This window comes from Endozoicomonas sp. NE40 (assembly GCF_040549045.1).
Taxonomy (GTDB): Bacteria; Pseudomonadota; Gammaproteobacteria; order Pseudomonadales; family Endozoicomonadaceae; genus Endozoicomonas_A; species Endozoicomonas_A lisbonensis.
Window position 1 is genome coordinate 2,221,731 of record NZ_JBEWTB010000002.1, and the last position, 16,977, is coordinate 2,238,707.

At 49.8% G+C, this 16,977-nt stretch carries 21 protein-coding genes and 3 tRNA genes; 18 read left to right on the forward strand and 6 right to left on the reverse strand.

The window, feature by feature from the left end; all coding sequences use genetic code 11:
- The first annotated feature begins 1 nt into the window (after position 1).
- From V5J35_RS11065 to V5J35_RS11130, 15 genes are all read left to right on the forward strand, one after another.
- Positions 2-451, forward strand: a complete 450-nt coding sequence (locus V5J35_RS11065; RefSeq protein WP_354016372.1) for a hypothetical protein — start codon at positions 2-4, stop codon at positions 449-451.
- Positions 448-660 carry a hypothetical protein gene (locus tag V5J35_RS11070; RefSeq protein ID WP_354016373.1) on the forward strand — a complete coding sequence of 71 codons (213 nt, stop codon included), beginning with the start codon at positions 448-450 and terminating at the stop codon, positions 658-660. Before V5J35_RS11065 ends, V5J35_RS11070 begins: the two co-directional genes overlap by 4 nt.
- A gap of 8 nt (positions 661-668) precedes the next feature.
- Positions 669-920: a hypothetical protein gene (locus V5J35_RS11075; RefSeq protein WP_354016374.1), complete on the forward strand. Its 252-nt coding sequence runs from the start codon at positions 669-671 to the stop codon at positions 918-920.
- A gap of 21 nt (positions 921-941) precedes the next feature.
- Positions 942-1,223, forward strand: coding sequence for a putative phage tail assembly chaperone (locus V5J35_RS11080; RefSeq protein WP_354016375.1), 282 nt, complete (start codon positions 942-944; stop codon positions 1,221-1,223).
- A gap of 65 nt (positions 1,224-1,288) precedes the next feature.
- On the forward strand, positions 1,289-1,411 hold the full coding sequence (locus tag V5J35_RS24290) for a DUF6890 family protein (protein WP_419095902.1): 123 nt from the start codon (positions 1,289-1,291) through the stop codon (positions 1,409-1,411).
- Between the two features lie 18 nt (positions 1,412-1,429).
- The gene (locus tag V5J35_RS11085; protein ID WP_354016376.1) at positions 1,430-3,568 is read left to right on the forward strand and encodes a phage tail tape measure protein; all 2,139 of its coding nucleotides are present in this window, start codon (positions 1,430-1,432) and stop codon (positions 3,566-3,568) included.
- Between the two features lie 4 nt (positions 3,569-3,572).
- Positions 3,573-3,944: a DUF2590 family protein gene (locus V5J35_RS11090; RefSeq protein ID WP_354016377.1), complete on the forward strand. Its 372-nt coding sequence runs from the start codon at positions 3,573-3,575 to the stop codon at positions 3,942-3,944.
- Positions 3,941-5,134 carry a baseplate J/gp47 family protein gene (locus V5J35_RS11095; protein WP_354016378.1) on the forward strand — a complete coding sequence of 398 codons (1,194 nt, stop codon included), beginning with the start codon at positions 3,941-3,943 and terminating at the stop codon, positions 5,132-5,134. The genes V5J35_RS11090 and V5J35_RS11095 overlap by 4 nt, the downstream gene beginning before the upstream one ends.
- Complete coding sequence (locus V5J35_RS11100) at positions 5,131-5,676, forward strand: phage tail protein (RefSeq protein ID WP_354016379.1); 546 nt, start codon at positions 5,131-5,133, stop codon at positions 5,674-5,676. Before V5J35_RS11095 ends, V5J35_RS11100 begins: the two co-directional genes overlap by 4 nt.
- Positions 5,677-5,679: 3 nt before the next feature.
- The gene (locus V5J35_RS11105; RefSeq protein WP_354016380.1) at positions 5,680-7,317 is read left to right on the forward strand and encodes a phage tail-collar fiber domain-containing protein; all 1,638 of its coding nucleotides are present in this window, start codon (positions 5,680-5,682) and stop codon (positions 7,315-7,317) included.
- Positions 7,317-7,820, forward strand: coding sequence for a DUF4376 domain-containing protein (locus tag V5J35_RS11110; protein WP_354016381.1), 504 nt, complete (start codon positions 7,317-7,319; stop codon positions 7,818-7,820). Before V5J35_RS11105 ends, V5J35_RS11110 begins: the two co-directional genes overlap by 1 nt.
- Positions 7,817-8,347, forward strand: coding sequence for a baseplate complex protein (locus V5J35_RS11115; RefSeq protein ID WP_354016382.1), 531 nt, complete (start codon positions 7,817-7,819; stop codon positions 8,345-8,347). The genes V5J35_RS11110 and V5J35_RS11115 overlap by 4 nt, the downstream gene beginning before the upstream one ends.
- 47 nt (positions 8,348-8,394) lie before the next feature.
- A complete protein-coding gene (locus tag V5J35_RS11120) occupies positions 8,395-9,096 on the forward strand; it encodes a hypothetical protein (RefSeq protein ID WP_354016383.1) in 702 nt (233 codons plus the stop codon).
- A complete protein-coding gene (locus V5J35_RS11125; protein ID WP_354016384.1) occupies positions 9,066-9,752 on the forward strand; it encodes a hypothetical protein in 687 nt (228 codons plus the stop codon). The genes V5J35_RS11120 and V5J35_RS11125 overlap by 31 nt, the downstream gene beginning before the upstream one ends.
- A gap of 223 nt (positions 9,753-9,975) precedes the next feature.
- Entirely contained in the window at positions 9,976-11,037 is a 1,062-nt protein-coding gene (locus tag V5J35_RS11130; protein WP_354016385.1) for a hypothetical protein, read from the forward strand.
- Positions 11,038-11,082: 45 nt separating this feature from the next.
- Here the strand turns inward: V5J35_RS11130 and V5J35_RS11135 are convergent, their stop codons facing one another.
- The 4 genes from V5J35_RS11135 to V5J35_RS11150 all read right to left on the reverse strand — a co-directional run bounded on the left by V5J35_RS11135 (position 11,083) and on the right by V5J35_RS11150 (position 12,802).
- The gene (locus V5J35_RS11135) at positions 11,083-11,562 is read right to left on the reverse strand and encodes a hypothetical protein (protein WP_354016386.1); all 480 of its coding nucleotides are present in this window, start codon (positions 11,560-11,562) and stop codon (positions 11,083-11,085) included.
- A 534-nt stretch (positions 11,563-12,096) separates the two neighbouring features.
- Positions 12,097-12,172, reverse strand: a tRNA-Thr gene (locus V5J35_RS11140).
- Positions 12,173-12,548: 376 nt separating this feature from the next.
- Positions 12,549-12,635 (reverse strand) — tRNA-Leu (locus tag V5J35_RS11145).
- A gap of 80 nt (positions 12,636-12,715) precedes the next feature.
- Positions 12,716-12,802, reverse strand: a tRNA-Leu gene (locus V5J35_RS11150).
- Between the two features lie 166 nt (positions 12,803-12,968).
- Here V5J35_RS11150 and V5J35_RS11155 point away from each other — a divergent pair.
- Positions 12,969-14,000 carry a hypothetical protein gene (locus tag V5J35_RS11155; protein WP_354011258.1) on the forward strand — a complete coding sequence of 344 codons (1,032 nt, stop codon included), beginning with the start codon at positions 12,969-12,971 and terminating at the stop codon, positions 13,998-14,000.
- A 96-nt stretch (positions 14,001-14,096) separates the two neighbouring features.
- On the opposite strand, the gene V5J35_RS11160 is transcribed toward V5J35_RS11155, so the two are convergent.
- Together V5J35_RS11160 and V5J35_RS11165 are read right to left on the reverse strand one after the other, a co-directional pair.
- The gene (locus tag V5J35_RS11160; RefSeq protein ID WP_034877734.1) at positions 14,097-14,372 is read right to left on the reverse strand and encodes an HU family DNA-binding protein; all 276 of its coding nucleotides are present in this window, start codon (positions 14,370-14,372) and stop codon (positions 14,097-14,099) included.
- A 134-nt stretch (positions 14,373-14,506) separates the two neighbouring features.
- Positions 14,507-14,674: a rubredoxin gene (locus tag V5J35_RS11165; RefSeq protein ID WP_354011390.1), complete on the reverse strand. Its 168-nt coding sequence runs from the start codon at positions 14,672-14,674 to the stop codon at positions 14,507-14,509.
- Positions 14,675-15,012: 338 nt separating this feature from the next.
- On the opposite strand from V5J35_RS11165, the gene V5J35_RS11170 reads away from it, so the two are divergent.
- Together V5J35_RS11170 and V5J35_RS11175 are read left to right on the forward strand one after the other, a co-directional pair.
- Positions 15,013-16,251: an NCS2 family permease gene (locus V5J35_RS11170; RefSeq protein WP_354011391.1), complete on the forward strand. Its 1,239-nt coding sequence runs from the start codon at positions 15,013-15,015 to the stop codon at positions 16,249-16,251.
- Between the two features lie 140 nt (positions 16,252-16,391).
- On the forward strand, positions 16,392-16,952 hold the full coding sequence (locus V5J35_RS11175; protein ID WP_354011259.1) for a chorismate--pyruvate lyase family protein: 561 nt from the start codon (positions 16,392-16,394) through the stop codon (positions 16,950-16,952).
- Positions 16,953-16,977 lie beyond the last annotated feature (25 nt).

The following is a 16,977-nucleotide window of genomic DNA, read 5'->3' on the forward strand; positions in this document are numbered from 1 at the left end:
TATGACACTGGGCGAACAGTTTGAACGCTATGTATTAAATGCCCTGGCTAATCATCGCTTACCACTGAGCAAGGCGGCTATTCGCCTGCTGGTTATGATCGCAGCCCATGAATCTGGCGGTTTCCGTTATGTGAAACAGATGGGTAACGGGCCAGCCAGAGGGTTGTTGCAGATGGAGCCCATCGGGTTGGAAGAGGTGCGCCGGTATGTTGTGCTCAGGCCCGAACGGTTCAGGTCTCTGAGGCTTCCCGAGCACCTTGATGAACTGATTTTTAATACTGAACTGGCCATTGTCTGTGCCCGGGCTTTCTTTATGGCAAAGCCCGAACCACTGCCGGATGAAAACAATATTGAAGGTCTGGCGAAGTATGCCAAGCAGCACTGGAACACAGAGGCTGGTAAGGCACGCTGGGAAGATTACGCCAATGCCTACAGGGAGCTGAACGCATGACTGCCATTTTTATGAAATTGTTTCTGGAATCCCTCAAGGCAATGGCAGGAAAGATGCTGTTCGGTGTGGTGTCAGAACGCTTTCTTTCCAGAATGCTGTGCATGGCCTTGCGCAAGCTGGCAGACCAGAGCAGCAACGAATTCACCAGAGAGGCAGCGGAAGCCATGATCGAGTCACTGAAGCGGCCCGATTTGCCCAAGATTAAATAGGAATGACGATGTCTGATGCCGACACCAAACGCATTGCAGAAGAAGCCGCAGAACAGGCTGTTGAACGTGTTTTGCAACGTTTGGGGTTTGATACTGAAGACCCCAAGGCACTGCAGGCAGATCAAACGTACTTGCGCAGCCAGAGAGAGATCAGCCAGAAAGTCACACTCTCTGTTCGCATCTTCATTATTACCACTTTTATTTCAGGCGTTGTCGGTATGGCCTGGATGGGCGTAAAGAAAGTTCTGGGAGAGAACTAGAACCACAAAATGGGGTGAACCATGAGCGAGAAAAAAACCAGCAACAACCGTGAAGTCATCGTGATGATGGATGACCGTGAACTCAAATTCGAAATTGGCCTGGCGGACTACAACAACTGCATTAACAAAATGCAGCAGAAGAACAAGGTACAGCCAATTCATATGTTCCTGATCAGCTGTGCTGCGGATGATGACACCAAGGCAGCGGTTAAAGAGTGCTACGAAGACGCACTCACAATGGATCTGTTTGGCGAAGTGCTGGAAGGCTACAAGCCAAAGGTTGAATTCACGGTAAAAAAATAGAGGAACGGGCCAGGGCGATTAAGGAGAACGGTATCGAACAGCTGTTCTGCTTTGCCCAGAAGTGGCTGCCACACCATCCACCGGATGATGAAACCCTGGCTCGCGCTTTGTACCTGGAACTGGAAGACCGGGAAAACCTGGTGCATGCAGTGACCACCGGCACCGTCAGAGCCTGGAAAGGCAAATAGATTAGAAGGACGCAAGGAATGGCCAGAGCACTGGAAAAACTGATGTTTACCATTGGCCTGATCGACAAGATCAGTTCCCCGGTAGCGAAAATTCAGAACAGTCTGGCAGGTCTGGCAGACAAAGCGAAGGTCGGTTTTGCTTCCATTGCCATTGGTGTGGCGGGGCTGGTCGGTACGGGGTACGCCCTGCAATCCAGTATGCAGCCGGCCATAGAGATGCAGCAGAGCCTGGGCGAAGTGCGCAGTCTGGGAGTGCATGAACAGGCACTGGACAAACTGGAAACCAAAGCCCTGCAGTTCTCTTCACGTTATGGAGAAAGCGCGACCGACTTTGTTTCTGCGTCTTACGATATCCAGTCCGCGATTGCCGGACTGAACGGTACCGAGCTGGCTTCCTTTACGGAAGCGTCTGGCGTTCTGGCCAAGGCCACCAAATCCGACACTGCCACCATTACCAGCTACATGGGCACCATGTATGGCATCTTTAAAAACCAGGCTGCCGCCATGGGTAATGATAACTGGGTGCAGGTGGTGGCCGGACAGACGGCCAGTGCCGTGCAGATGTTTAAGACCACCGGTTCAGAAATGTCAGCGGCTTTCACCAGCCTGGGCGCAGATGCTACGTCGGTAGGTGTGGCCATGAATGAACAGATGGCAGTACTGGGTCAGCTGCAAGCCACCATGAGTGGCAGCGAGGCCGGTACCAAATACCGGGCTTTCCTGGCCGGGATCGACAAGGCTCAGAACTCACTGGGGCTGTCGTTTACCGATGCCAGCGGCAACATCCTGCCCATGATCGATATTCTCGACCAGCTGCGCGGTAAATACGGTGAAACATTGTCTGTGGCTGAAAGTGCGGAACTGTCCAAGGCATTTGGCACCAAGGAAGCCTCCGCAATGATCAAGCTGTTAATGGCAGATACCGCCGGGCTGGAATACAACATTAATAAGCTGGGTGAAGTCAAAGGGATGGATACCGCCGCCATGATGGCTGAAGCCATGATTGATCCCTGGGAACGAATGGGAGCAGGTGTTCGAGCCGTAAAAATTGGTATTGGTTCGGCGCTATTACCGGTTCTGAATCCCATGATTACCAGTCTGGCTGATGGTGCGGCCGTATTAACAGAATGGACCAGTGAATTCCCAAACCTGACCCGTTTTCTCGGCACCGGAGCACTGTCCATTCTCGGTATCGGCGCGGCCCTGGCTTCACTGAATATCGTAATGGGCATCGCCACTATTGTCTCAGCAGGCTATGCCATAGCGATGAAAGGTTTGGGATCGGCAGTTCTGTTCCTGACCAGCCCTATCACCCTGGTGGTATTGGGCATTGGTCTGTTAATTGGTGCAGTGGTTGCCCTGATCGCTTACTGGGATGACATCAAAGCCTCATTAATGGATACAGGTTGGGGCCAGACGGTGGTCTTTATGCTGGAGTCCATTGTGGGCATGTTCCAGCAGCTCTGGTCACTGGTGGTTGTGGTGGCTCAAGTCATGGCAACGGCTCTTTCTCCCCTGCTCTGGATTCTGGAAAAAGTCGCCTGGATTGTCGGTGAAGTGATTGGCGCTGCATTGCTGGCGCTTAAAGTCGTTGCGATTGGTGTGTTCTCGTTGATCAGTATGGCGATCGGTGGTGTTGCCAAGGTGCTGGAAGGCGTGATCTGGGGCATTACCCAATTATTTAAGGGCATCAGCTGGGTTCAGGACAAGGTGATCGGCCTGCTGAACAAGATTCCGGGCATTGATATTGGTGGTACTCAGGAAACGGTCCAAACCGTTGAACAGATTGTGCCAGAGGAAACTCAGCAGCTACTGGGGCGTGCCAGTCAAATTCCTGTTGAACAAAGCATGGAAGTCATTGCCGGTATTCAGCAGGCACCTGTTGAACAGAATCAGGCAGTGGCTCCAGTTATTCAACCCACACCGGTTGAAGTCACTGCACCCGCTATCAACCTGGAAACCAGCTCAGAACCGGTTGAGGCTCCCAAAGTGGAAAGCCTGCAAGCCAGTCGTGCCAGCACCGTTCCCAGTGGCGGAGTCAGCAAAAGCATCACCAATGCCATTAATAACAACAGCAGTCGTTCAGTGCATGTGGGCAAGATCGAGACCAGCCAGCCCGCCCAGAGCATTGAATATGACCTGATGCTAATAGGGTAAGGATATGGCGCAATTTACGGATATTCATATTACCGACCGGGATCTGACCCTGGACGTTGCCGGAATTCCGGAACGCATCGATGACCGCTATGTGATTGCCCAGGATCTCAAGCACGCCATTCTCGACACCGGCATTCTGGTAGAACTGATTGCGGAGCGCAGCCCTATGAAGTGGGCGCGCAATATGGTCAGGCTGGCAGACCTGGCGGAAGAAGATATCCGGATTATTCCCGGAACTGTTCTGATTCGAAGAGACAAAAAACACATCGGGAAAATCACCATCTTTGCCGAAACCACACTGGGCAGAATTGCACTGGCCGGTGAGCAGCAAAACGACCAGACCTCTCTCAGCATTAGCAGCGAGGTCACACCATGAACCATAAGGAAGATTTCACCAAAATCGTTCGGGACGCTGGCATTCCCACTACTGAGGAAGAGATGCAGGCCCAGTGGAACCAGATCAATGAAGACCAGGACAGTTTAATTAAAAACGACAACAAATGGTCGTCATTCTGGAGACTGGTCAGCGCCCTGGTGACGGCACCGGCCATGTGGGTGGTGCAGTTCCTGATTAATGAGCTATTGCCAAACAGCTTTATCAAGACCGCAGAAGGCACCTTTCTGGAAATCCTTGCCTGGGGTCTGAAGATCAGCCGCAAACCAGCAGTAAAAACCAAAGGCAAGATCACCTTTACCCGTGACCAGATTAGCAACGCCGTAGTGGTTCCAGCGGGTACACGCATTCAGTCGCCTGCCATTAACGGCAATGTGTACGAACTGGTGACACTGGCAGACACCCCTTTTCCTGATAATCAGTTAACGGTAGAGGTGGAAGCCGAAGCCGCAGAAGCCGGTGAGGGCTGGAACCTTGCGCCCGGGTATTTCTCCATACTGCCGGAACCCGTCACTGGCGTAGTGTCTGTTCGCAACGATGACGACTGGATTATCCAACCAGGTGACGAAGCCGAAACCGACGAAGAACTGCAACTGCGCTGCCGTAACCAGTTTACAGCCGTTGGAGAGTTCCACCACGATGCCGCCTACCGCGCCATTATTGCCGAATTTGCGGCTATTCGTGTGGACTATATCTGGTTCGAGCATGGCGCACCCCGGGGAGAAGGCAGTGCCAACGCTTATATCATGATCGACAGCGGCGCACCCGATCAGCCCTTTGTGACAGGCATCAACACCCATATCAACGACAACGGCTACCACGGTCATGGCGATGATATGCAATGTTTCCCCATGCCTGAAAAAGGGTATGCACTATCGCCCGATGCGTACCTGAACCCCAACCTGACCGAAGCACAGCAAAATCAACTGCTGTCAGATATTGAAAACATGATCCGGTCAGCCTTTCGGGAAAACAGCGACTACACAGTGACAAAGAGCTGGCCGTTCAGCCGCTTTTCCTTTTCCAAACTGTCGGAAGAACTGCATGCACAGTTCCCGGATCTGGTCAGTATTGAATTCAACCGTGATGACATCGTGAACGATATGGAACTGCCAGTGATCAGTTCCCTGGCTATTAAGAAGCAGGTTGCCATGGGAGGTGTAGCCCTATGATCAAACTCAAGCTCAAGTGGTGGATGAATGGCGAAAAAGAAGATGGTCAGCAGGGTGAACTGGCAAAGCTGACCAAAGCCGCGCAAGCCTGGTTTGATCGTGTCGCAGACTGGGCAAAGTGGCCAGTGCTGCAACTGGACCCGGAAACCTGCGCCCCGGGCCTGCTGCACTTAATCGCCTGGCAGCGAGGCATTACCCAGTTCCCTGGTGAACCCGAACGGCAATACCGTCTGCGCACCAAGCACGCCTATGTCAATGCCGCCGACGCAGGATCGGTGATTGGTTTCCAGAATATCTTTGCCCGTATGGAACTGGGCGCAGTTTCCATTGCAGAACGATCACCGGACAAACCCTGGGACGTGATCACCCTACAGGTCACTGACACCACCGTGGCACGGGATGCCGCCTATCTGAACTGGATCATACAAACCTATGGTCGCACCTGCCGCAGATACGAATGGGAAATTGTGACACCGATTTCAAACACAGTGCGGTCGGCATCCTTCAGTTGTGACTATGGCACCTACTATTGCAAGGAATGATCAATGGCAGAACGAATCACAAAAGCAGGGCGCAACCTGCTGGCAAAGCACCAGGGCGATGAAACACATTGCAAGATCGACAAGTTTGTTCTGGCACTGATACCTGGGCAGAACCCTGCTGATGTCATAGACCCGGACCGGGGCCTGCCGCCGGCTAACCAGGTTGTTCACGAACAGGATGTCACGCGGGATGGTTACCTGGCACCGGATATGGTGACTTATTCCTTATATATGGATGCCAAAACCGGCCCGTTTACGTTCAACACCATCTACACGGTTTCCACGGTTAACAGTAATACCGTGATGCAAATCATTACTGTGCCGGACACGCCCAAGATAGCTGACGATCCCGGCAACAGTGTGCGCGGTCAGCCAATGGTGCGTAATGCAATACTGGTGTACGACGATGCGGCAGCGATTACCAATGTCAGCATCGAGGCTGAAGCCTGGCAGTGGGATTTTGAGGATGCTACCGAGACCATTAAAGGCTTTATTGAGATTGCCACTCAGACTGAAGTGAATGCCGGAACGGATCATCAGCGGGCGGTGACACCGAAAACCTTAAAAAGCCGGTTAGCGTCGTTCACCCGTAATGCGACGGAAACGGTTAAGGGTTTTCTGGAGATTGCCACCCAGACTGAAGCGAACGGTGGCACTGATGACACAAAAGCCATCACCCCTAAAAAGCTAAACAGCCGTACCGCTACAGAAAGTCGGCGAGGTGTAGCAGAAGTCGCCACACAGGCAGAAGCTGATACGGGAACGGATGACAGCCGGATTGTTACACCCAAAAAGCTGTGGAGCATTCTAACGTCGAAGTTTGCCCGGATTGATCAGCGTCCAACCTTCAGCAAGGGCATTCTATTGGGTGATGATAAGCTGTTTTTCAATATCAGCTCCAACAATGACTACATCCGCTATGGCGATGGAGATAACACATATCATCTGGTGGCTGACGGTGACGATGCTGATTATGAAGATACTGGTAATGCCAACCTGAAACTTGGCGGCATCCAGTTAGGCAGTGGCGCAAAAGTAACAGGCGTCAGCGACTCAGCAACCAGCACCTCAAAAACCACCCTTGCCACGTCGTATGCCGTGGATGTTGCGCGGGATGATGGGACACGGCAGGCGACAGAATCAACACGCGGGCAGGCTGAGATTGCGACGCAGGCAGAGGTGAATGCGGGGACGACTCATACACGGATAGTGACGCCTAAGACGCTGGCGAGTCGGTTGGCATCCTGGGCTGCGGGGTTGTTTAAGTCGGCGGCTTATCTGGATGCCGGGCAGTATGACGGGCAGGTGGCGTTGATTGGATCGCCGGTTACTGACGGTCAAACTGCGGTAATAGTTGCAGCTGGGTCTAATGCGAATGGCAATTATAGAATCTGGTCTGATGGCTACAAAGAGCAATGGGGAATATGTGGTTCTATTGATCCGGGCGGTTCTATTACATTTTTATTGCCGATTGCTTATTCATTAGGGGACTCAACACTAACTGCATTACCAGTTGGACATGGGACAAGTAGTAATCCCCTTGGAATTAGTGGCCGAGCTTCTAATACAAGCGTTACGTTATACAACAGGGGAAGTGTATCTCAAATAGTAAATTCCTACTGGACTAGCACAGGATTTTAATGATGGAACCCTATTACAATCCAAACACTGGTGGGCCACTGCACTCTATAGAAAAAGACGGTGTCTGGCTTGGGTTTGACACCACAGGCTGTACTCACAAAGATGAGATGCCGCCAGAAGCTCAGGAATGGTTCGTGCGCCCAGCCCGTGATGGTTATAAATGGGACTGTCTCAACGGCAAATGGCCGGAAGAAGTGCCGGTCAATGTTTCAGAAGAAGACCAGAAAAAAAGACAATACCAGCAATGGAAACAGGATCGGCAGCAAGCCGTTGATACCATCCTGGTTGAAATTGACGGACTGGTATTTGATGGCGACGAAACCAGTCAGACCCGAATGATAAGGGCAGCGACACTGGCAGAAACTTCCGAAGAAAAAGTGCAGTGGATACTGGCGGATAATTCCGTGGTTGAGGTAACAGCAGACCAGTTGCGCAGAGCAGCCAGAGAAGCTGGACGAGTTCAGGTATCGCTGTGGATTCCACCTGAGAGCCTGAAGTCATGATCGAGTTAAACGGAGTCAGGGTTCCCGGCCACAATATGACAATTCGGGGAACTCTGCGTCTTGAGGACAAAGACTTGTCAGGGCAGACCAGTGCCAGTGAAACAGCTGAAGAAGGCATCAAGCCCCAGGTTCTGGCGGTATCCCTGATTATCAATATGGATGCCCCGGAAGAACTGGACACGCTGATCGGGATGGCTCGCGCAGTAGACGATCTGGGCGACCGGCTTATTTACGACATAGTGAACACAACCGCTAATAGTGCCCGGATTACCCGGATTAAATTTACTGAAAACCTGGTCTACTCCGAAAATGAAACCCAGCGTTTCTGGCAAGTCAATTTTACCTTACGGGAGTGCCAGACGGTTCCGGAAAAAATTGAGGAACGGCAGGAGCAACCTTTAGCCCAGGAACAGACCACGCAGGGCAATACCGTGGCTGACGCTTCTGAAACACCAGAAACCAAAGACCCGGAATACACAGGTATGAAAGCCTGGTTAAAAGACATTGATAACAGGCTCGGATCATGACGGGCAGAAATGGCAGACAGCGTTAAAAACACAGGAGCGGTTTTACATTGAAAGTCATTAAACAGCTCGAAGTCGATGGTAAACCTTATCCGCTGATTAAAGATGATGTCCGGCTGAGCCTGAAACGTCCGGGCCGGGCCATTCTGAATGTAACATCAACTCAGCCGCTGTCAGGTCTGGTTATTCTGGATATAGGCTGGAGCCATGCCCGGCCAAAGCGTTTTTTTATGGGGTATGTTGTCGAGTCGCTGACCGTATCCACCAATGAACAACAGCTGCTCTGTAATGAAGTCGCCGCTGCCTTGGACAGCGATCATTTTATGGGGCTGCGTCATACGACCGTCAATGATGTTCTGGCAAAGATGGCTAAAGGAACTCCGCTGACGTTTGTCACGCCGGAGTCGGGTTATTGCAAAAAACAGTCGCCGTACTTCTTCCATTTGGGTGGTGGTTATCAGGCAATGGATGCTATCGGGCCCGTATTCCAGATTCCCAACTATATATGGCAGCAACAGGGTGACGGCACTATTTTTGTGGGTTCTTGGGATGACAGCCGCTGGCCTTCCCGTTCGATTCCAATCCCCGACAAAGTGTTTAAACGACATATTGCCCAGGGTACTGCCGAACTGGCGATGGTTCCGGGCTTGCGCCCCGGTGTGTTGTTCAATCGTGGCATTGTTACTGCCGTGCAGCTGAAGAAAGAGAGAATGGTCATCTCATGGAAGAAGAAATCCGCCGCATTCACCTGAGCCAGTTTCCAGAACATAAGCATGGCTACCATTTGCCTATGTTCGGCAGAGTGGAACGCATTGCCAACCCACCCAAAGACGGTGGTGTCTGTTCTCATGCTGAACCCCTTCATGCAGTCGATATTCAACCACTGGATGAGCACTTTAAACCCAGAGGGGAATTACTGCGTGACCTGGTGGTTTCCGTTCCCTATGCAGGCCAGCACCGTGGCTTTTTCGCACTGCCCGATCCGGGTTGTATTGTTGAGTTCTGTTTCAGTTATGGTCTGCCGCACCTGATTCATATTCGCGGTGTGATCCCCTGGGGGCTGGAACTCCCGGAAGTCGATGCCAATGAAGCCCGCTGGCAACAGAGCACCACCACGTACCAGGGCTATGACAAAGACGGCAACTGGCACAAGGTCGGCAAGATTCACCAGAACATCGCCGCTATCAAACAAATCATGAAATCACCCAGGACCTGGGTAGGTTCTGATTCTGAAAACGTCCTGCAGATTCTGATTGATTTTATGGAAGAAACAGCCGCCGCTCTGGATACTATTGCCGGTCATACTCATAGCGGTGGACCTAAGCCGGATCAGGGTGGGGATATTTCCGGGAAAAGCTCGGCGATTAAAGAGATCAATAACGGAAGGCTGAAGCCTATCACGGAGTAGAAGAACAAGGAGTACAAATGTCAAAGCCCATCATTCCCTGGATCGGGGGCAAGCGAAGACCCCATTTGGCTGGGCAAGTTTCGTAGGAGGGGTTTGAGTTTTAGATTAGTCAGTGCTGAGATAGAGTGATCCCCGTCAATAAATACGACAAATGGTACTATCATGCTTATTTTCGTATTTATACAATATCTGACGCCTATTATGTCGTTTATGGAGTTAGATAGTGGATGTAGAAAAACTTGTAATTTCAAGTGATGAGGATGCGATTCGTCTTATTAATGATTTGACAAATGGTCAAGTAGACCCAGACTTTGTTGACGTTAGTTTTGACGACTGGCCAAACATCCATGTCTATCTGAAGGGTGAGAAATATAATAAGTCAATGACCCCCAGCGTTATGGCTGGGTTTATCGAGCTACAAAAAAATCTGAATAAGACCTTTGCCTTGCTCAAGTATCAGGACTCAGGCAAGCGTTTAACGGAAGAAGAACAAAAGCAGCTCGAAATTTCAGTCGAAGTCGAAGAAGGCAGCTCAGACTTGATGGCCAAGCTGGCAAAGCCTTTGGAAGTGGTGGCAAAAGGGGTCGCTAATGGAGTGCAAAACATGGACTCACTACACATGCTCATAGCCGTTTTAGGCGTTGGGGTTATGTTTGCCGGGGGGCTCTCCTTCAAGAATTATCTGCAATACCGTAGAGAAGTACGCCTGAAAGAGCTAGATACGCAGAAGAGTGTTGAAAACAGAGAAATCAGGCTTGCGGAACTTAATCAGCAGGAATTTGCCAGTGCGCAGGAAACAGAACGGCTAAAACTTCTCAAGGATGTGTTTAGTAGTCATCCAGCACTAAAAGCTGCTGAAGATTTTGCGCATGACTCCCATACGGCTTTACTGAAGGGAGCCTCTAACGCTGATTATGCAAGAATTCAGGGTTCTAACCTCCCGGTAGCGATGGTTGACGAACTCAAGCGTAATGCCAGAAAGCGGGGAATTGATGATCGTCTAACCTCTACATTCAGGGTGCTGGCTGCGGATCACAGCCCTGAATCAGAAGTGAGGCTAAAGCTTCAGAGCATTGAAGATAAAGACGTTATCAATGCTAGCTTGTTGCTTGATGAAAATTTGGACAGGGAAAAGCTTGAGTTCCTTCCAAAAATGAAAGAACTCATTATTCGTGCAGAATGGGATAAATCACCTCTGACCTTCACACTTATTGTTCGACGTTCTGGTGATAAGATTACAAAAGCGACTGTTGAATCAGTCCAGGAGCCTGCAAAAGTTGCTTAACATAAATGAGCCGGAGAAAACCGGCTCATTTGCTTCTATAGATTTTTATTGTGTAGCTTGCTCAACTTTGAACCAGTCAATATCTGCAGGGGTGTAGTCAGCGCCCGGCGCCATATTCTTTGCTATACCGTTTACGGCATAGACTTTATCTTCAGTGACCCAGTAGCCAGCATGTTCATTAATGACCACGGCGATCCCTTCACCCAAATCCCCCGTCCTGTAATTATGAACACTGTTTTTACTGTTGGGGATGGCCAGCAATACTTCGGTCACTGCCGATCCAGCACTGATGGCCGGCTCTACTTTTTCTGATTTCATGGCAACCGTTTTTTCCTTAACCACAGGTTCGGGCATTAGCACCTGACCAATCCCCCCAGCGAGAAAGAACAGGGCAACACCAGCCAGCATGCCCGGTTTGCCATATTCAGGTTTTATTTTCGCAACGGTCTTTTGGAGCTTATGTGCTCTCCAGGAACAAATAAACAGGGCGATGCCTGCCAGCGAGATTAATCCAACGAACTCCATAAATCCCTCTCCATTTTTTTATTGTTCTCAGCCTGATGGTAACCCACCCTCAGCCACCTGCAACACCAATCCAACGCCCACAACCCGTATTCACTCCCAAAAATCCCCCCGCAGCCCAGAAAAACTCCCAGCCCCAGAAAAAATTCACTCCTTCTCCCCACCTCACCTGCGCGCTTTTCGTCAAAAAGTGCAATGGTTTTAAGGTTCTGTGCATAGGAAATAATCTCTGAAGACCACAGAGTATGCGGGCTGAAATAATCAGAAGACCTTGCTGCACGATTGCACGCTACGCAGAGAAATGAACAACTGTGCAAAGATGCTGCACGGGAAAGAAAGTCAGAGAACTGGGTGCAGACCGCATGAAAACTAAGGTTGTAAGTATTTTTATTTTGCCAATGACAGGTTATTAGTGGTGACACTTTTGTGACATAAACACCCTTTTTTGGGTTAGTGACACCCTTGTGACACCCACTTTTTTACAGGCATAAAAAAACCCCAAAGTCTTGAATTACAAGGGCTTTGGGGTTTAGTGCTTGGTGCCGGCACCAAGAGTCGAACTCGGGACCCACTGATTACAAGTCAGTTGCTCTACCAACTGAGCTATACCGGCAAGGAACGATGCGTATATTATGTTCGGAGCTTGTTTTTGTCAACACGCTTTATGGATTTATAAACAAAAACAGACCCTTAGGGTCTGCTTTTGTCACTTTCCTTGTTCGGTGGCTTCCTGCCAGACCGCTTCCTGATTCAGTTTAAGCCTTCCTGGCTCCCGGGCATCCTGCCTGACTGATGGTTCTATTATGCAGGAACAGGAAAATCCGAACAGAAGGAAAAATCTATTGTCTTTGTGAGAGATCGGCTATTCGTTAGTTAATCGAGTACTAACTAAGAAGAAGGAAAGTGATTGTGGGGGATGTTTAAAAAACAAATACAAAAAAGCCAAATCGCTCTTTATCTGAAGAGTGATTCGGCTTTTTTGAGGAATTTGGTGCCCAGGAGAAGACTCGAACTTCCACGCCCTTTCGGACACTAGCACCTGAAGCTAGCGCGTCTACCAATTCCGCCACCTGGGCAAATCAAGTTTTTTAAGAACTCTTGATGTTCTTCAAATCAGCAGGTAACTCTGATTTGTGTGACCCACTCAAAAGATGAGTGGTGCCCAGAAGAAGACTCGAACTTCCACGCCCTTTCGGACACTAGCACCTGAAGCTAGCGCGTCTACCAATTCCGCCACCTGGGCCTCGTGAGCTGCGTTGTCGTGCTCAGCAAGTGGTGCGAATAGTAGGGATGATCATTGAAAGAGTCAACACCTTACGGTTGAAAATTTGGTTGCGGATTTTACGCATGCATGGCAAAAGTGCTTTTATAACTACTTGATACTCAAGTCATTACCAGGGGAGGTCAGAATGCAGTTGAACAGGAAAGACATGCGACTTCTGAACCAGCTGTTGAGTTTCTGGGTAGACAGGGCGCTGTTGACCGATGAGCAGTCGGCACTCCTGCGGCAGTCGGTTAAAGAAAAGAAAGCTGGTTGGCAGCTTCTGGCACGTTATGCCTTTTATTGCACGATCGTATGTGGCGTTTTAGCCATTGCTGCTGTTCTGATGGATGAAAAACTAATTGAGCTTCTGCTAAAACTGTTTGATGCCTCAGCCATTGTAAAGTCTGCCAGCTTTGCCATTGCAGCTGTTCTGGTTTTGTATTTTGGCCATCGGTTTGGGAAAAAGGCACCGGGCCGGTTTTATACCCGCGAATCGTTCTATTTTCTTGGCGTATTATTAATCGCTGCTTCGGACTGGTTTCTGGGGAAGGCTCTGGATACGGGTAGTGGTCACTATTCATTATTGTTGTTTCTGGCCTTCTTTATCTATTCGGTTGCGGGTCTGGTGCTTTTTTCCCAAACACTGTGGCTGTTTGCGCTGATAACACTGTTCTGGTGGTTTATTGCAGAAACCAATTATCAGGCAGGCAAGGCTCTTTATCTTTACGGCATGAACCTGCCCGTCCGGTTCAGCCTTTTTGCTGCGGCTGTTTTATGCTTTAGTTATTTAATGCCGCACAGTTCTGTCACCAGACCGTTTTTTCCAATGACAAAAATAGCAGGGCTGATATGCCTCTTTGTGGGTTTATGGGGGGTTGCGGTGTTTGGTAATTACGACGATGTCGCAAACTGGAGTGAAGTATCCCAGTACGAACTGTGGCAATGGAACCTGCCATTAGCCATTGCCTGTGGAATCGCTATTTGGGTTGGGACAAAATGGGATGATGACATTTACCGGCATGTGGGTATCAGTTTCTTCATCCTTCTCATCTACACACTGTTTTTTGAATACGTTTGGGACGTAATGCACCAGGCTTTGTTTTTTGTTCTGCTGGGATTGAGTTTCTGGGCGCTCAGCCAGTTCGCAGAAAAAATCTGGCTTAAAAAACAGACATGAAAATATAAAACGGTTAAACAACAAGAGCCCGAATGCTGTTGCAAACGAGCTCTCTTATTGTATGACAACAGGTGTATAAAAACTGGAAGGTAATACTTAATCGTTTACCGCATCTTTTAATGCTTTCCCCGGTTTGAAAGCAACAGTATTACTGGCTGCGATCTGAATAGCTTCACCGGTTTGCGGGTTCTTGCCTGTCCTGGCTGCACGACTGCGTTGCAGAAAAGTACCAAAGCCCACAAGGCTCACAGTATCTTCTTCTTTGAGTGCTTTGGTAATAACGTCAATGAGTGCATTCAGAGCCTTACCGGCTTCGTCTTTGGTAAGGTCTGCCTGATCTGCAATGGCATTAACGAGATCTGGTTTGCGCATGGTGTCATGGACTCCCTTGTTGTTTTTTTTGTGTCCCACTGGCGAGGCAACAATCAACAGACTAATCCACTGATGCCATAAGGGCAATACCTGAATGCGCCTGAATGCCTTGATAGTCGGGCTTTTAACAGAAATCAGGAAATATCAATCATTTCAAAATCTGATTTTTCTGCACCACAGTCAGGACAGAGCCAGTCTTCAGGCACATCTTCCCAGCGGGTACCTGGCTCTATGCCGTCTTCTGGCCAGCCTTCGGCTTCGTCGTAAATCAGCCCGCAAATAACACACTGCCATTTTTTCATACTCATACCAACCCCTCCTGCAACGGCCTTAAGGCTTTTTATAGCTTTAGTCCGGGTGTGAATCCAGCCAATGAGTTTAAATACCGTCGCGCATTGAGTTTACCAACCCTGAACATCAAATGTCAGATAAACGCGTCACATTCAACTAAATTGAATGCGCTTTGTTCTGATATGAATGCTGGTTCCATGACTGGATAATAAACACTTGAATTATTGAGGAGTCAGGTGTGAACAACACGACACAGGCGGTTCCAGGAGCCTCCGCAGGGCTGAAACCATCGTTTCTCGAACGCATTTTCAAGCTGAGCGCACACAATACCACCGTTAAAACGGAGCTGATGGCCGGTGCAACCACCTTCATCACCATGTGTTATGTGATCTTTGTTATTCCGGCTATTTTGTCAGATGCCGGTATGGATTCCGGTGCGCTGTTTGCCGCAACCTGCCTGGTGGCTGGTCTGAGCACCATCTTTATTGGTGTCTACGCAAACTGGCCGATAGGTCTGGCACCGGGCATGGGATTGAACGCTTTCTTTGCCTATGCTGTTGTACAAGGCATGGGATACAGCTGGGAGCAGGCCATGGGTGCTGTGTTCTGGGGCGGTATTGGCTTTATGTTGTTAAGCCTGTTTAAAGTACGTGAATGGATCATCGACAGCATCCCTTCCGGACTTCGCGTAGGTATTACCAGTGGTATCGGTTTGTTCCTGGCTCTGATTGGCCTTAAAAGTGCCGGAGTGGTAGTGGCCAGTCCCGGAACCATTGTTACTCTGGGGGATATCACTCAGTTTGGCCCTCTGATGGCGAGCCTGAGCCTGTTCCTGATTCTGGGTTTGTCTTTCCGCGGTATTAAAGCATCAGTATTGATTGCTATTGGTATTGTCTCCCTGATTGCCCTGATCGCAGGTGACGTATCCTATACCGGCATTGTGGCTGCACCACCAAGCGTTGCCCCCATTGTTGGCAAGCTGGATATTATGGGTGCTCTGTCACCTGAAATGATTGGCGTTATTGTTGCCTTCATGTTTGTAAACCTGTTCGACACCACCGGCACTTTGATCGCTGTGGGAGACAAGGCAGGTCTGGCCGACGAAAATGGCAAGATGACCAACATGAATCGCGCTCTTATGACCGATGGCGCTGCGTCCTGGATTGGTGCCATTATGGGTACACCAACAGTCACCACTTACGTTGAAAGCGCCTCTGGCGTGGCAGTCGGTGGCCGTACTGGTTTGACGGCTGTCACTGTGGGTGTGTTGTTCCTGCTGTGTATGTTCCTGTCGCCTCTGGCTGGAATGGTGCCTGCCTATGCGACCGCTGGCGCACTGGTCTATGTAGCGGTTCTGATGGTGGGCAGCCTGACCCGTATTGACTGGGATGACCTGACAGAAGCAGGGCCGGTACTGATCACAACCATTATGATGCCGCTGAGCTTCTCAATTGCTAACGGCATTGCCCTTGGTTTTATCGCTTACCCGGTGATTAAGGTACTGGCTGGCCGGACATCGGATGTAAGCATCAGCGTCTGGGTTCTGGCCGCTCTGTTTGCACTGAAGTTTGTTGTCTTTGGTATCTAAACTTCAGCTTCCCCTCTTCACAAGGTGTGCGTTCTGCACACCTTGCTCTTCAAAAGAACTTCAAAAGAATTACCCTACAGAACCCTGCCTTTAAGTGCTATTGTGTCTGGGATAGCCAGCAGATCAGATGAATACAACAAATGCCGTTTATAGATTTCGCTCACCAGACCTGGCAACCCAAACCAGTCCTGACCGATGAGTGTATGAAGAGCATTCCGGAACCCTACAGAAGTTGGCTGCTTGATTCCGGTTCTCTGACTCAACGCCTGAAGTCCATGTGTACCAGACAGTTCCGGGTCAAAGTGCTGAGGCATGAATGGGGCGTTCCCTCCCGTTCAGAGCTGGAATTTCTTGGGTGCCGTCATGAAATGGCAAGCATTCGGGAAGTGTTACTGATTGTCGATGACCACCCCGCTGTGTTTGCCAGAAGTGTTTTGCCAGCCAGTAGCCTGACCGGGGAAAACCGGGAATTGCTGGAGCTGGGGGAACGCCCGCTGGGAGAGTTTCTGTTTAACCAGCCGTCACTCAAACGGGGTCAGATTGAGATTGATGAACTGCCTGCCTGCCAGTTTAACCTGCATTTAGATCGACCATATAAGGAAGAAAGTGCCTGGGGAAGGCGCTCACAGTTTTTCCTGAATGGTAAAGCTATTTCGGTTTGCGAAGTTTTTTTACCGGAATACAATCCAGAGCTTATGTAAGAGTACTTATAGAAAGTCTAACCTG

Coding starts and splice junctions, on each gene's coding strand:
- V5J35_RS11065 (WP_354016372.1), top strand. CDS start 2: ATGACACTGGGCGAACAGTTTGAACGCTATGTATTAAATGCCCTGGCT.
- V5J35_RS11070 (WP_354016373.1), top strand. CDS start 448: ATGACTGCCATTTTTATGAAATTGTTTCTGGAATCCCTCAAGGCAATG.
- V5J35_RS11075 (WP_354016374.1), top strand. CDS start 669: ATGTCTGATGCCGACACCAAACGCATTGCAGAAGAAGCCGCAGAACAG.
- V5J35_RS11080 (WP_354016375.1), top strand. CDS start 942: ATGAGCGAGAAAAAAACCAGCAACAACCGTGAAGTCATCGTGATGATG.
- V5J35_RS11085 (WP_354016376.1), top strand. CDS start 1,430: ATGGCCAGAGCACTGGAAAAACTGATGTTTACCATTGGCCTGATCGAC.
- V5J35_RS11090 (WP_354016377.1), top strand. CDS start 3,573: ATGGCGCAATTTACGGATATTCATATTACCGACCGGGATCTGACCCTG.
- V5J35_RS11095 (WP_354016378.1), top strand. CDS start 3,941: ATGAACCATAAGGAAGATTTCACCAAAATCGTTCGGGACGCTGGCATT.
- V5J35_RS11100 (WP_354016379.1), top strand. CDS start 5,131: ATGATCAAACTCAAGCTCAAGTGGTGGATGAATGGCGAAAAAGAAGAT.
- V5J35_RS11105 (WP_354016380.1), top strand. CDS start 5,680: ATGGCAGAACGAATCACAAAAGCAGGGCGCAACCTGCTGGCAAAGCAC.
- V5J35_RS11110 (WP_354016381.1), top strand. CDS start 7,317: ATGATGGAACCCTATTACAATCCAAACACTGGTGGGCCACTGCACTCT.
- V5J35_RS11115 (WP_354016382.1), top strand. CDS start 7,817: ATGATCGAGTTAAACGGAGTCAGGGTTCCCGGCCACAATATGACAATT.
- V5J35_RS11125 (WP_354016384.1), top strand. CDS start 9,066: ATGGAAGAAGAAATCCGCCGCATTCACCTGAGCCAGTTTCCAGAACAT.
- V5J35_RS11135 (WP_354016386.1), bottom strand. CDS start 11,562: ATGGAGTTCGTTGGATTAATCTCGCTGGCAGGCATCGCCCTGTTTATT.
- V5J35_RS11155 (WP_354011258.1), top strand. CDS start 12,969: ATGCAGTTGAACAGGAAAGACATGCGACTTCTGAACCAGCTGTTGAGT.
- V5J35_RS11160 (WP_034877734.1), bottom strand. CDS start 14,372: ATGCGCAAACCAGATCTCGTTAATGCCATTGCAGATCAGGCAGACCTT.
- V5J35_RS11165 (WP_354011390.1), bottom strand. CDS start 14,674: ATGAAAAAATGGCAGTGTGTTATTTGCGGGCTGATTTACGACGAAGCC.
- V5J35_RS11170 (WP_354011391.1), top strand. CDS start 15,013: ATGGCCGGTGCAACCACCTTCATCACCATGTGTTATGTGATCTTTGTT.
- V5J35_RS11175 (WP_354011259.1), top strand. CDS start 16,392: ATGCCGTTTATAGATTTCGCTCACCAGACCTGGCAACCCAAACCAGTC.